Source organism: Pseudoalteromonas sp. SG44-17, from assembly GCF_014164235.1.
In the GTDB taxonomy this organism is placed as follows: Bacteria; Pseudomonadota; Gammaproteobacteria; order Enterobacterales; family Alteromonadaceae; genus Pseudoalteromonas; species Pseudoalteromonas rhizosphaerae.
The window spans coordinates 31,487-45,262 of sequence record NZ_JACJEV010000031.1 but is presented as its reverse complement, the minus strand read 5'-3'; the positions used below and the strand labels follow the sequence as shown (position 1 = coordinate 45,262).

Below are 13,776 nucleotides of genomic sequence, written 5' to 3'. Positions count from 1 at the left end.
ACAATAGCGTTTTGGACCCACCTGACCCCATGCCGAACTCAGTAGTGAAACGAAACAGCGCCGATGATAGTGTAGCATTTGCTATGTGAAAGTAGGACATTGCCAGGCTCCAAATTGAGAAAGCCCGACTAGCAATAGTCGGGCTTTTTTACGTCTGGAATAAAGTAAAAAGAAGGTTCGAGGTTAAAGGCAATAGGTTTTAGGTAAAAAAGAATAAGAGCCTAAAGCCTACTCTATACATTTGCTATGTGACTTTTTATCGCTGTAGGCACCACGACATTGCTAGGCTCCAAATTGAGAAAGCCGCTTCAGAAATGAAGCGGCTTTTTTACGTCTGTAGGAAAGCTAATGGCTTCGAGCCGTCAGTGTTAACCTTTGACATGTGTGCGCCATTTTTAATCTTGAGAAACTAGCGCCCTTTAAAAGGAACTGCTATCTAGAAAATGCACTTCTAAAACAACCCATATTCTGCTGTTTCTTCAGCATGTTGATGCATTAAGTGATCAGGTCTAAAGATTGCACTTGGGTCTATGAGTACGCTATGTTTATGCTCAAGTTTTATTAATCCTCGCATCATATTTTTGGTCTGCGGGTCAATGTCAAAACCTACATCTGTTAGCTTATCTAAAGGCTTGATATCTTCTTTTTTATAACTGATATTATCCTCGACTTTATCAACAAGTAGTCCTATATGTGGGTTTCTACCATCTTTAGTTGTGAAAATGATGATTGGTTTATAATCTAAAATAATTTGTTCTTTGGCTGATTCGAACAGTCTAATTAATTGCATAAAATTGCTGTTTCGCTCAATATTTAGGTCAATAAGAGCTTGCTTTGGATTGCCTTTTTTTACTAGTTCAATTAGCTTATTAGCACGACTATACAAGCGTGCATGAGGGATCTTAAATCGTTCTATAATTGCTTTAAGATCTTCATTTTCGGTTTTAAAGCTGCTGTACCATTTTGCAAAGTTAGATTGCTGAATGTCAGTGTTGTGGTTAAAAGGTTGATTTTGGTTAATGCTATTTTCAAGTGCGAAAAACCATTCGTGTTGTTTTTGTTCCCACTCACTAAATAAATTCACTAATGATAAGTTGGTATCTTGTGTTGATTGTTTGTTGAGAATAATACCTAGATCAAATATTGGAGTGGGGGTTTCCATATAGTCTTTAACACCAATAAAACTTTTATTGTCGTTAGGTAATGAGGTTAAATTATCTTCAAAGCGTTCAGTTAAAAGTATGTCGAGAATTTTTAATGAAATTGTTTTCTGGCCTACTCTAAAATTAATTAAGTCCATAGTGTCCTCACCTCCTAAATATATAGCTTAATAATAGAACATTATTTAGAAAGCGCAGCTATTTTGTTAAAACACAGAGCGATAGACAGTATGCTTATTCTTATCAGTTTTATTGACGAATAACGCGTTTATTTGTTTATCTTCACTAAAAATAATATTTAGGCGCTGCATTAAACAATTATGTTGCAGTGGTTGCGGGCAGCGTTGTGCTGCGGCGCTAAACACCATTGCATTGAGATAGCCTTCAAAGTGCAGACGACTAGGTGTGCTAACTTGCGCTGCAGCCATATCTTTGAAGAATTCAGTGCACCAATAAGCGTTACATTTATTAGGGTTAGGAATTACTTCGGTCGCCATAAGTTTACTGGGGTATTTTAGGCGAGCAAATAAGTCATTGCTTGAGGCAAAAGATATACTGGTGTAGTCAGGCATAAACTGTTGTTCATATGCGCTATTTATAAATTCAGATAATGGTTTGTATGTGCCGACTAAGCAAATGGCAGTAGCACCGCTGGCTTTTAGTGCTTTGAGAGCACCCTTAATATCATTACTATTTCGTTGATAGCGAGCGACTTTAACTGGCTTTAGATTGTGTTTGGCGAGCGATTCTCGCAATCCAGATTCTACTACAAGACCAAATTCATCTGCTTGAATTAAAAACCCAATACGTGTGTGATTGTTTTCTTCGACTAGGTATTTTATTTGCTCGTCAGCTTCATCATCGTAGCTAGCTCTTATGTTGAATACATTAATTGTTGGCTGATAATGCAAAAATTTAGCGCCGCTGTAAGGCATTAAATATGGAATTTGCAGTTGTTCAAGGATTGGTAAAACAGCAAAGCTTGTTGGAGTTCCCATTGCACCGAATAGCGCATCTACTTTGTCTTGATAAATAAAGCGACGAGTATTACTTACTGCGCGTTTTGGTTCATAACCATCGTCGGCGACTATTAATTCTACGTGTGCTCCGTTGATACCTCCGTTTTTATTTAGCTTGTTAAAATAGATATTACTACCTAGGTAAAGTTGTTCACCAATTTGTTTGGCAGGTCCTGTTAACGCGGTAGACATGCCTAATTTTATCGCTGGCTTGTTCTCGGCATAGGCGAAATTGCTATGTGAAAATGAAAAGAAGAAAAGAACGCTAAGGTAATTTTTTAAGTAAGTATTGTTCATACCAATTAGTAACAGCCTGTTTGAATAGTTTATCGAGTGATTTTTTACCACGGATCTGTAAAACTATTTGTGCCTTTTGTGATGACCAGTTTTGTAATATTAGTCTAATAAAAAGACATTTGGTATTTTCATCGCAATTAGATAAGCTGCTTGGTGTGCACCAAAGTGTCCGCCACAATAAAGGTTTGATGGTAAAAATTTGGTAATCTGTTGTTAGTAATGCAGCTAGACGTGTATCTTGGATGTTATCAGCGTTATGTTGAGCACAGTCACGCAGTACTTGTTCGACTAATTGTTGATCTAACTGATTGAAATGATCAAGTAGTTGCAATGCAAAGTCTGATTGAAAATCAGTTTTCAGATTTTTAATTAGCGAGCTGCGATCAGTTAAACTTTTAGCCACAAGAGCTGCATGTTCTGCAGTCGCTTTATCTTGCATAAAGCCTAGTTTAACTAAACTAAACCCCGCCATTTGCCAAAACTTGAGTAGGCTCGCATTAGCGCCAAAACTGGCTCCAAACCAGTCACAGCTTGATGCTAGTTGCTGTTCACAATGAGCAATAAGTTGTGAACCAATACATTTACTATGCTGTGATGGAGCTACAGCAATGCGCACAACACGAGCACACAACCTTGTTAGTACGTCAGCATTAGCACTTAACTGTGCTAATGTTTGCGCCATCAAATGCCCCTGTGGGCGACGTTGACCACTAACAACCTGTTGACTCAAGTCTGCGGTTAAACCGCCTTCAATCGCAATTAGGCATACTGCAATAATAACGCCTTGTTGCTGACATACAAAGATGCGTTGCTCTGTCGCGTCGAGTAAGTGGCGCAAGTCATTCACGCTAGTTTGATAATGCGCTAATGCTAATAGCCCAATGACTTGACGCAGTAGTGCTTCATTTTCAGCAAGGTGTTGGGGAGTCAGTTCAGAATAGAGCAGAGCGCTGGTGTCTAGCGTAATATCTTGATAATCGGCGTCAAGTGCTAACAAATTACAAATATGCTGTTCTAGCGGATCATTCGCTGCGAAGCGAATTGGTTGCTCTAGAGTAACACTATGCATATTTTTATAATGTTGCTCTAGGTAACGTTTGAATTTTAAAGTATACCCGCGGCCATTCCCTTCATAACCTACCATAGTGCTGGCAAATATAATGCGGGGATAATGCGTGAGCATTTTAATTAATAATGGTACTGGGATCGCAGCAGCTTCATCAACCAACAATACATCACAGTCAGGTAGTTCATTTAGTAATTGATCGGGTGCAATATAATGCAAGTTGGCGAGTTGTTTATCCCGAGTTTGATAGCTTAATCCTCGTGCTGCGGCAAAGTGTTTAAAACAGCTGTGTAGGGCGTTAAACTGCTGTGCACAAATGAGTATTTTTTTATCGTTAAGTGTTGCAGCAGCAAGCCCTAAAGCCGCCGATTTTCCGCGGCCACGATCTGCGCTGATCAATAAAGGGCGATTGGCTCTACCGTTGGCAGTTCTAATGATTTGCTCGATGCAAAATTGCTGTTCAGTTAGGTTTATTTTACCTGCTAGCTGGCTTGTTTCTGGTAACGTTTGCCAGCCTGATTGTTGGCTGAGGTGCAGATACAAATTACTCTGGAGTAAGCGTGCAAAGCGTTGGTTAAAATAACTCTGCTGTTGTTGTTGAGCAAATGATTGAAAGGCGGTCAGTGCTGGGTCACACCAATAGTGTAAATCATCAAGTTCTGGCAACAATACAATAAATAAACCGCCAGCCTGAACAGTGCCACTAAGAGCAGCAAATTTGTCTGGCACTAAGCCACTAAAACCGTCATAAATAACATGCTGAAATTCTTGGCCAAGAATTTGATGAGTATGTTCAGGCCAGCTACTGTCAGTGAGTTCGCCACTAGTTGATAATACCTTAACAAGCGGATGGCAAAGTTGCTTGAGTAACTCATTAGCCTGTTGATAACACCAGTTTTGTTCGCCAGTAATGAGTAGCAATTGCCTATGTTTAGCATAGGCAATTTGCGGTAGGATATTACTTATTAACGAGTTAAATGGCTTGTAGTCGTGCATAAACAGTTACTAACCACTTACTACCAAAGTCATCAAAATTCACTTGTACGCGAGATTGAGCGCCACTGCCTTCGTAATTAATAACCGTTCCCATACCAAATTTTGCATGTAATACGTGTTGTCCTAAGCTAAAGCCACTTTCTTCAAATACGGCATGACTTACTGATGAGCTAAATCGTCCTGCTGCGGGTGGTCGCGATACTTGAGTTTTAATACGAATTTCTTCAATACAATCTTCAGGCATTTCACGTAAAAAGCGTGATGGACTGTGGTACTTTTCTTGACCATAAAGACGGCGGCTCTCGGCATGGCTAATATAGAGTTTTTCCATGGCGCGAGTCATGCCGACATAACAAAGACGACGCTCTTCTTCTAACCGACCTGATTCTTCATTACTTTGTTGAGATGGGAACATGCCTTCTTCAACACCAACCATAAATACGAGTGGAAACTCTAAGCCTTTCGCTGAGTGCAACGTCATCATTTGCACTGCATCTTCATGTTCTTCAGCTTGACCATCACCGGATTCCAGTGAGGTATAAGCCAAGAATCCTTGCAGTGGTGAGCTAAACTCTTCATCTTCCGGGAGTTCGTATTGGCCACAGGCGCTGATCAGCTCTTCTAAGTTTTCTACCCGGGCGCGGCCCTTTTCGCCTTTTTCTGCTTGATACATCGCCATTAAACCAGATGTTTGAATAGCGTATTTCGCTTGCTCTTCTAAAGTGAGATCACCAATTTTATCTTCAATATGTTCTACCAGTTCAACAAACTTAGTAACAACCGTCGCCGCACGTCCTGATAAATGTTGTTGTTCTACGATGGCTTTGGCGGCGTACCATAATGGCAATGATTCGCTACGCGCACAATCGCGAATATGGCTTAAGGTTTTATCGCCAATGCCACGAGCAGGAGTGTTAATCACTCGCTCAAATGCTGCATCATCCTGACGATTACCTACGAGCCGTAAATATGCCAGCGCATCTTTAATTTCTTGACGTTCAAAGAAGCGCATACCGCCGTAAATGCGGTACTTCAAGCCTTCTTGTAACATCGCTTCTTCAAGTACCCGCGATTGCGCGTTACTACGATATAAAATCGCCGCATCTTGTAGGGCATTACCAGCGTTTAACCAGCTGCGTAATTTGCTGCTTACAAAGCGCGCTTCGTCTAATTCGTTAAAAGCGGCATAAACAGAAATAGGTTCACCATCATTGCCATCAGTCCAGAGGCTTTTACCCATTCGGTCTGAGTTATTTTGAATAAGTGCATTAGACGCTTTTAGAATCGTGGCAGTAGAGCGATAGTTTTGTTCAAGGCGAATAGTTTCGGCTTTAAAATCGGTCAAAAAGCGCTTAATGTTTTCAATTTTAGCACCACGCCAACCGTAAATACTTTGGTCATCATCACCTACGATCATGATGCTGTTGGTATCGCCGGCTAATAATTTAAGCCATGCATATTGAATGGTGTTGGTATCTTGAAACTCGTCTACTAGCATATGGGCAAAACGTTGCTGGTAGTGACGTAGTAAGGTTGGATTATTTTTTAGTACTTCAAAACTACGTAATAAGATTTCGGCAAAATCAACTAATCCGGCTCGATCACATGCTTCTTGATAAGCGGTGTAAACTTTAAGCATCATTTGTTCGTTGATGTCGTAAGCTTGGATATCTTTGGGGCGCAGACCTTCATCTTTCTTGGCGCTGATATACCAGCCAAACTGTTTTGCAGGCCATTTTTTGTCATCAATATTCATGGCTTTTAATAAGCGTTTGATCATTCTAAGTTGATCATCAGAGTCTAAAATTTGAAACGCTTCTGGTAAGTTTGCTTCGCGATGGTGGGCACGCAATATACGGTGTGATAAGCCATGGAAAGTACCAATCCACATACCACCTACTGGTGCTTGAAGGGCTTGTTCAACGCGCGTGCGCATTTCTTTAGCTGCTTTATTGGTAAAGGTTACTGCAAAAATACTATAAGCGGAGGCTTGCTCAACCTGCATTAACCATGCGATACGATGAACGAGTACTCGAGTTTTCCCAGAGCCTGCGCCAGCAAGCACCAGCATATTTTGGAGTGGGGCTGCAACTGCATCCCGTTGTTTATCATTTAAACCGTCGAGTAATTCTGAAACGTCCATCATCACGCCTTTTCAATCAATATTAAAAGCAGTATAACAGGTGTTTTTGTTAGGCTAAATAAAATACTGTTTTTATAACCAGTTAATTTAATACATAGTCTAAAGGCTTTAAAAACTTAATGATTCATTTATAGTCATTTTTTAGCTAAGCTAGATCAATGGTGTGAAGTGATATCGCCAATTTGACTTATATTTAGTAAAAATCACGATTTTAGCTAGTTCTTCGTATTACCGTTGATTTTAACATATTGATTTTTAATAACTAAATAATTGGCATGAAGAATGTAAGTAGATAAGAATAAAATTAAATTAATAATTGAGGTTAACATGGCAGAGCAAGGTTCAGGCGGTAATGTTATCGCAGCGATTTGTAATATATTTTTCCCAGGTTTAGGGCAGTTAGTTCAAGGCCGGATTATGGCGGCAATTGGTTTCTTCCTAGCGTGGGTTATTAGTGGCGCGCTTATTTATGTTGCGATTGGTTTTATATTACTGCCGATCGTCTATATTTGGGCAATCATTGATGCCGCGCGGTTTAGATCTTATCGGTAGCTGTATCACTTCAAAGAATAGCGCTTTTTAGCGCTATTTTTGTCACTGGCTTTATTTATTCAGCACTGACTAGGGTATAATCCCGATCATTAGTTGTATTTAGGTAAAGTTATGGAATACCAATTTATACGCGATCCAATAAGTGGCCTGCGGATTAAAATTAGCAGTGAACATGCGGTTATTGGCCGTTGGTTAAATGAAGAGATCGGCAAAGACAAAATTGCTATGGTACAAGCTTTAATAGCCTCAGTATCAAGTAGTTTTGAGCCGTTAACGCTACAGGGCCAAGAAATTGATTTGATCTTAAATAAAGATGAAGCCATTTTTGAAGCCCATGCCTTGCACCAAGACTCTGAAGATTTATTTGCTTATCAAGATGATGAGCTTATGCTCGAGGAAAATGGTTTAAGTAGTGGCTGTGGTTTTGAAGATTTTGTTGATCTGATTAATTCATGGCAAGAATTTACTACAGGTAGGTAAGCAGAGGGTTAAAGCCCCCTGCTAATTACGCTATTGCTCAGATACAGATTTTACTGCAGCCAATAGTAAGCTTTCAGTTAAGCGAACTTTATAATTAGGGTTCGCATATTGAAAATGCACTAAACCTTGTTTATCAATAACAAAGACTGCCGGTACAGGTAAGGCTACCTTCGCTTTACCTTCAAGAGAAACAAAATTTACCCCTAGTTTATTACGATAAATAGTCGCGGTTTTATCATCAAGGTAAAATGCTAAACCAAGCGCTTGGCTTAGCAATAGGCTATCGTCAGAAAGTAACTGATAGTTTGGTGAATCTATTTTAGTTTCAGCCAATTTTTCTGGGCTATCGGGTGAAGCCGCGATAATTTGTGCGTCTAACTCAGTCAGTTCTGCTTCAATTTTTTGCACATTCGCTAATTGCTTAGAGCAATATGGGCACCAACCACCACGGTATACGATAAGCACCGTTGTTTTTTCAGCAAAACGTTCAGCTAAAACAACATTTTTACCGGTTTTATCTTTCAGTGTGATTGCTGGCACTGTTAAGCCGGGCAACAGCGGACTAACTTTTTCAGCCTGATTTGCAATATTTGTGGCTGTTGCAGCAGTCACTGATGCAGTAACTGCGATTGAACAAGCGAGTAGGATTGCTTTTAACATGTAAGTCTCTAATAATTTTTAAACGCGTTACATATAAGATAGGCGAAGTGGAGAAATAATTTCATTAGATCTCAGTTAATACCCAAATCAGCTCAAGATGCGAGTTTCAGTTGGAATTACAAGCGATTTAGGCAAGGCATTGATTGCAAGGAATAGTGGTTCTATTGTTAAAATCAATAACGCAGTATAAATCGCTTTTAAACCAACCCGTTGGGCGTTTCACAGGCACTTACTCTCATCGTTGTTGCTTCTTAAAAGGGACTGCCATTGTTGCAAAGTAACGCCTTGATATTAAGCTCCTGTGAAACGCTGAATTCTGCATCTTGAGGTGGTTTGGGTATACCTGTATTATTACAGCAATTAAAATAGTAACCGGAAGAGATATGTCTGCCAATTTAAATAAACTCGTGGTGATGCTAGAAATGCAAAATGCCATGAACACCAAAGTTCATGATCAATGGTTTAGCCAAGGCTTTGAATGGTATCGCGCTATTTGGGTTGAATGCGCTGAAATGCTTGATCATTACGGTTGGAAATGGTGGAAAAAGCAAACTCCAGATACCGAGCAAGTTATTTTAGAATTGGTTGATATTTTTCACTTCGGTTTATCGTTACGCATTGATGGTGAGACCAGTTATTTAGAGCTTGCTAAGCAGTTGGAACAACAGTTAAGTGCACCGCAACAAGCTGATGATTTCAAACAAACGTTAGAAATTCTCGCCGCGTCAGCCGTCGCTGAGAAAACCTTTAACGCCGCAGCCTTCGCTGGATGTATGGCGCAAATAGGTATGGATATTGATGATTTATATCGAGGCTATGTAGGTAAAAATACGCTTAATTTTTTCCGCCAAGATCATGGTTATAAAGATGGTAGCTACATTAAAGAATGGCATGGCAAAGAAGATAACGAGCATTTAGTTGAGGTCGTTAAAAGCCTGAATACGGAACATGCTGATTTTGCAAAGCTTGTATATCAAGGCTTAGAGGCTCGCTACCCTAAAAATTAAGGCAGCATGTCACGAAAATCAGTGACGCTCAAATAGTCACTGATTTCATTGTGCGGTTGTTTACTATCTGGGTTTGCAACCGCCAATAAATGGCCAATACCATATTCTTTTGCGGCGTTTAGTACCGCTAAACTGTCGTCAACGAACAGCGTACGCTGCTTATCAAAACCTAAATCGAGTTGTACTTGCTGCCATAAGCTTTGCTGCTCTTTACTCACACCATATTGATGAGTCGACACCACACCATCTAAATAGTTATCAATACTGGTTTTTTCAAACTTGAGCATGACACTTTCCGGGTGTGCGTTGGTAAGTAAAATCAACTCTTTACCCGCTTTTCGCAACGACGTTAAAAATGCTGGTACATCCTCACGCATTTTAATGAGGTGCTGATGCTGATATTTTAGCTCCATAATAGGTAAATTAAGTTGTTGTTCCCAGTAATCTAAGCAATACCATTGGATTTGACCGCTAACGGCTTGATAGCGTTTTAATATATCCGCTTGGGCTTGTGCCAAACTAATATTCTTTGCGATAGCGAGTTGCTCAGGGATCACTGTCAGCCAAAAGTGATTATCAAAATGGAGATCGAGCAAAGTGCCATCCATATCTAGCAGCACAGTATCGATTTTTGACCAATTTAACATAGGAATTTCATCTTATAGGGTTTATTATTGAACTAACTGCCATGATAGCAAATTAATGCCAATGACACAGAAAAAGCACCCAACACCACCACAAATTCTTCGCACCGAAGTTGTTGCTAAAAGCCGATTATTTACGGTGGAATCACTTGAATTAAAATTTTCAAATGACGAACAGCGTCAATACGAACGGATCCGCGGCGGTGGCCGAGGGGCTGTAATGATAGTGCCATTAACAGCTGATAATGAATTACTGTTAGTACGAGAATATTGTGCTGGCACTAATGATTATCAACTAGGCTTCCCAAAAGGCTTAATTGATCCTGGTGAAACACCAGAACAAGCAGCAAACCGAGAATTAAAAGAAGAAGTTGGCTTTGGTGCTGAGCAACTTCAGCCACTTAAAGTGGTTTCAATGGCACCCAGTTACTTTAATGCGACTATGCACATATTGTTTGCGCAACAACTTTATCCGCAAACTTTAGTTGGGGACGAGCCAGAACCATTAGTGGTTGTTAAGTGGCCATTAACCGATTGGCAGTCATTATTACAACAATCAGACTTCACCGAAGCACGAAGCGTTGCAGCTTTGCTATTATTAACTAAGCATTTAGAATCAGGAGCTGCGAATGATTGAATTACTTGAGCCATGTATTGAGCTTGCGCAAAGCGCTGGTGCTGCGATTATGGCTATTTACAAGAAAGATGATATTGGCCAGCAAGAAAAGTCAGATCACACACCTGTCACTAAAGCCGATTTAGCCGCTAACGATGTGTTAGTTGCTGGATTAAAAGCACTAGCGCCAGATATTCCTATTATGTCAGAAGAAACACCAATCCCTGCTTTAGCGGATAGGCAAGATTGGCAGCGCTATTGGTTACTCGATCCAATGGACGGTACCGGTGAGTTTATTTTAGAAAGCGGCGACTTTGCGGTAAATATCGCTTTGATTGAAAACAATCGCCCAGTGCTTGGGGTGATTTATTGGCCAGCGAAAGAGACAACTTATTTTGCCAGTTATCAAAATGGTGCATTTAAGCGTGTCGATGGCGTAGAGCAGCAGATCAATGTTGCCACTCCAGATAACTTAACTTTGGCTGTTAGTCGTCGTCAAAAAATTGAAGCTGTTAGTCAATACTTGAACGCGCAGTTTACAACAGTTGCTGTAGGTTCATGCTCTTTAAAAGCATGTATTGTTGCTGAGGGTAAAGCTGACTGTTTTTTACGGATAGGGCCAACAGGTGAGTGGGATACGGGAGCATCGCAAATAATTGTTGAAGAAGCAGGTGGCTGTATTACTGATGCTGAATTTAATCCATTAACCTACAATCAGCGTGAGAGTACAGAGAACCCTGACTTTATAGTGATGGGTCACCCTGATTGGGAGTGGCAAAAAATGATCAGTCCACACCAAAGAGCGCTTTAATTACTCTGTTTGTTTGCTTTTTGTTCGGTTGAACAGCTTTAGGCAGTTTAACTGTTGCATTATAATATGATTCCTATACTATAGCGCTCTCTTCGAAACAGGCTCGCAAATAACGCGAAACCGTTGAAAAAGAAATTACAGGCGCGGGATGGAGCAGCCTGGTAGCTCGTCGGGCTCATAACCCGAAGGTCGTCGGTTCAAATCCGGCTCCCGCAACCAATTCTTTTTAAGAAGCGGTTACTGTAAACTCTAGGTGAGAGTTAAAAATCACTAGTCGATAGACTTAAAATATACAGGCGCGGGATGGAGCAGCCTGGTAGCTCGTCGGGCTCATAACCCGAAGGTCGTCGGTTCAAATCCGGCTCCCGCAACCAATTTTTATTGGAAGCCAAGTTGTCATGTATAGCAACTATAAATAAATCTGCAATTTCAGGCGCGGGATGGAGCAGCCTGGTAGCTCGTCGGGCTCATAACCCGAAGGTCGTCGGTTCAAATCCGGCTCCCGCAACCACTGAAATCAAGTAATAATGAATCGACACTCTATATGAGTGTTTTTTTATGTCTAAAATTCAGTGAAATAAATAGCTCGTCGGTCTCAGCTCTATATTAGCCAGCAAAGGCCATCTATTTAAATCCGGCTCCCGCAACCATTGAAATAACAAGTTCTATTAAATCGAAACGCCTAAAGCGTGTTTTTTTATGTCTAAAATTCAGTGAGTGCAAAGATTGGGCTACTCATAACCCGAAGGTCGTCGGTTCGTTCTTCATAAATTCTGGCTCCCGCAACCACTGAAATCAAGTAATAATGAATCGACACTCTATATGAGTGTTTTTTTATGTCTAAAATTCAGTGAGTGCAAAAATTGGGCTACTCATAACCCGAAGGTCATCGATTCGTTCTTCATAAATTCTGGCTCCCGCAACCACTGAAATCAAGTAATAATGAATCGACACGCCTAAAGCGTGTTTTTTTATGCCTGAAATTCAGTGAAGATCTTGATGTTGCTATATAACCCGAAGGTCGTCGGTTCGCTCTCCATAAACTCAGGCTCCCGCAACCACTGAAATCAAGTAATAATGAATAGACACTCTATATGAGTGTTTTTTTATGCCTGAAATTCAGTGAATACTTGATGTTGCTATATAACCCGAAGGTCGTCGGTTCGTTCTCCATAAACACTGGCACCCGCAACCAACTGAAATAAAAATTAAGAATGAATAGACACTCTATATGAGTGTTTTTTATGCCTGAAATTCAGTGAAGATCTTGATGTTGCTATATAACCCGAAGGTCGTCGGTTCGCTCTCCATAAACTCAGGCTCCCGCAACAACTGAAATAAAGTAAGACAAATTAAATAGGTATTGTTGATGAGTGCTTTTTCATGGCAGTATTTTGATAGAACCTAGAGCTTTGGCTATTTCCAAAGATCAGGATCTTCTTCTGGACGGGAATCTTTTCTGTCTAATACCTGCGAAAAGCGATTAGCAAAGATACCTAAGTAGCCCCAAGCGGCGAAGAATAGTGCGATGGCTAAAATTACTAAGCCGATGATTTGTAAGCTGTAGTGGCTATAATAGCCGAGGGTGATTAATATCACGGCTAGCACAAACAGTGCTAAGCCGCGTAAAAAGCGCTTTAAACTGAGCTTAGGCTCTGAACCTAAGCGATATATCAGCGGCTTTAGCATGACTGCCTACTATTAATAGTAAGAATGATCGCCAGCTTTGTGATCAGTAATATCAGCAACACCGGTGATTTCATCGAACTTAGCAATCATTTCTTTTTCAATGCCTTCTTTTAGTGTGACATCGATCATAGAACAACCATTACAGCCACCGCCAAATTGAAGAACAGCAATACCTTCAGCAGTTACTTCTACAAGGCTTACTTGGCCGCCATGGTTAGCAAGCTGAGGGTTAACCTCTGTTTCTAACATGTGTTGAATACGTTCGTTAAGTCCTGCGTCATCACCGATTTTACGGGCTTTAGCATTGGGGGCTTTAAGTGTTAACTGAGTGCCCATTTTGTCGGTAACGAAGTCAATTTCAGCTTCTTCTAAAAATGGCGCGCTTTCTGTGTCAACTACAGCATCAAAGCCGTTAAAAGGAAGACGAATATCGGTGGCTTCTACTGCATCTTCAGGGCAGTAAGATACACCACATTCCGCTTGTGATGTGCCAGGGTTAACAACAAATACGCGAATATTTGTTTTTTCAGCTTGGTCAGCTAATAATTTTGCAAAATGCGATTGTGCGGTTTCGGAAATAGAAATCATAAAACAACTATACTTGACTAAATTACTCGGATACTGGTTATCATACTC

At 40.5% G+C, this 13,776-nt stretch carries 13 protein-coding genes, 3 tRNA genes and 1 rRNA gene; 9 read left to right on the top strand and 8 right to left on the bottom strand.

The annotated features are described in order from the left end of the window. Positions 1 to 108 (top strand): 5S ribosomal RNA (gene rrf, locus H5182_RS17820); the annotation flags it as partial. 343 nt (positions 109 to 451) lie between these two features. Here rrf and H5182_RS17815 read toward each other — a convergent pair. The 4 genes from H5182_RS17815 to uvrD form a co-directional block, all read right to left on the bottom strand. Continuing rightward, positions 452 to 1,300, bottom strand: a complete 849-nt coding sequence (locus H5182_RS17815) for a chemotaxis protein (protein ID WP_145242578.1) — start codon at positions 1,298 to 1,300, stop codon at positions 452 to 454. 66 nt (positions 1,301 to 1,366) lie between these two features. After that, positions 1,367 to 2,371, bottom strand: a complete 1,005-nt coding sequence (locus tag H5182_RS17810; protein WP_259398276.1) for an ABC transporter substrate-binding protein — start codon at positions 2,369 to 2,371, stop codon at positions 1,367 to 1,369. A gap of 73 nt (positions 2,372 to 2,444) precedes the next feature. After that, the gene (locus H5182_RS17805; RefSeq protein WP_182760398.1) at positions 2,445 to 4,538 is read right to left on the bottom strand and encodes a GNAT family N-acetyltransferase; all 2,094 of its coding nucleotides are present in this window, start codon (positions 4,536 to 4,538) and stop codon (positions 2,445 to 2,447) included. Next, a complete protein-coding gene (gene uvrD / locus H5182_RS17800) occupies positions 4,516 to 6,681 on the bottom strand; it encodes a DNA helicase II (protein WP_145242582.1) in 2,166 nt (721 codons plus the stop codon). Before uvrD ends, H5182_RS17805 begins: the two co-directional genes overlap by 23 nt. A 327-nt stretch (positions 6,682 to 7,008) precedes the next feature. Here uvrD and H5182_RS17795 point away from each other — a divergent pair, with 327 nt between their 5' ends. Together H5182_RS17795 and H5182_RS17790 are read left to right on the top strand one after the other, a co-directional pair. Further along, positions 7,009 to 7,233 carry a hypothetical protein gene (locus tag H5182_RS17795; protein WP_145242571.1) on the top strand — a complete coding sequence of 75 codons (225 nt, stop codon included), beginning with the start codon at positions 7,009 to 7,011 and terminating at the stop codon, positions 7,231 to 7,233. Positions 7,234 to 7,344: 111 nt separating this feature from the next. Then, positions 7,345 to 7,713 (top strand): YacL family protein, encoded by a 369-nt coding sequence (locus tag H5182_RS17790; protein ID WP_145242569.1) that lies wholly within the window; start codon positions 7,345 to 7,347, stop codon positions 7,711 to 7,713. Between the two features lie 30 nt (positions 7,714 to 7,743). On the opposite strand, the gene H5182_RS17785 is transcribed toward H5182_RS17790, so the two are convergent. After that, positions 7,744 to 8,373, bottom strand: coding sequence for a peroxiredoxin-like family protein (locus H5182_RS17785; protein ID WP_182760397.1), 630 nt, complete (start codon positions 8,371 to 8,373; stop codon positions 7,744 to 7,746). Positions 8,374 to 8,756: 383 nt separating this feature from the next. Here H5182_RS17785 and H5182_RS17780 point away from each other — a divergent pair, with 383 nt between their 5' ends. Beyond that, positions 8,757 to 9,380, top strand: a complete 624-nt coding sequence (locus H5182_RS17780) for a dUTP diphosphatase (protein WP_149983053.1) — start codon at positions 8,757 to 8,759, stop codon at positions 9,378 to 9,380. Here H5182_RS17780 and yrfG read toward each other — a convergent pair. Continuing rightward, on the bottom strand, positions 9,377 to 10,027 hold the full coding sequence (gene yrfG, locus H5182_RS17775; protein WP_182735698.1) for a GMP/IMP nucleotidase: 651 nt from the start codon (positions 10,025 to 10,027) through the stop codon (positions 9,377 to 9,379). The two genes, H5182_RS17780 and yrfG, sit on opposite strands and share 4 nt — an antisense overlap. Positions 10,028 to 10,088: 61 nt before the next feature. Here yrfG and nudE point away from each other — a divergent pair, with 61 nt between their 5' ends. The 5 genes from nudE to H5182_RS17750 all read left to right on the top strand — a co-directional run bounded on the left by nudE (position 10,089) and on the right by H5182_RS17750 (position 11,962). After that, positions 10,089 to 10,661, top strand: a complete 573-nt coding sequence (gene nudE, locus H5182_RS17770) for an ADP compounds hydrolase NudE (RefSeq protein WP_179959231.1) — start codon at positions 10,089 to 10,091, stop codon at positions 10,659 to 10,661. After that, positions 10,654 to 11,451 carry a 3'(2'),5'-bisphosphate nucleotidase CysQ gene (gene cysQ, locus H5182_RS17765; RefSeq protein ID WP_145242561.1) on the top strand — a complete coding sequence of 266 codons (798 nt, stop codon included), beginning with the start codon at positions 10,654 to 10,656 and terminating at the stop codon, positions 11,449 to 11,451. The genes nudE and cysQ overlap by 8 nt, the downstream gene beginning before the upstream one ends. Before the next feature lie 142 nt (positions 11,452 to 11,593). Then, a tRNA-Met gene (locus H5182_RS17760) sits at positions 11,594 to 11,670 on the top strand. 78 nt (positions 11,671 to 11,748) lie between these two features. Then, positions 11,749 to 11,825 (top strand) — tRNA-Met (locus H5182_RS17755). 60 nt (positions 11,826 to 11,885) lie between these two features. Further along, positions 11,886 to 11,962 (top strand) — tRNA-Met (locus H5182_RS17750). A gap of 905 nt (positions 11,963 to 12,867) precedes the next feature. Here H5182_RS17750 and H5182_RS17745 read toward each other — a convergent pair. Together H5182_RS17745 and nfuA are read right to left on the bottom strand one after the other, a co-directional pair. After that, positions 12,868 to 13,140 carry a hypothetical protein gene (locus tag H5182_RS17745; protein WP_145242551.1) on the bottom strand — a complete coding sequence of 91 codons (273 nt, stop codon included), beginning with the start codon at positions 13,138 to 13,140 and terminating at the stop codon, positions 12,868 to 12,870. A 12-nt stretch (positions 13,141 to 13,152) separates the two neighbouring features. Continuing rightward, on the bottom strand, positions 13,153 to 13,728 hold the full coding sequence (gene nfuA / locus H5182_RS17740; protein ID WP_145242549.1) for a Fe-S biogenesis protein NfuA: 576 nt from the start codon (positions 13,726 to 13,728) through the stop codon (positions 13,153 to 13,155). Positions 13,729 to 13,776: the final 48 nt, after the last annotated feature.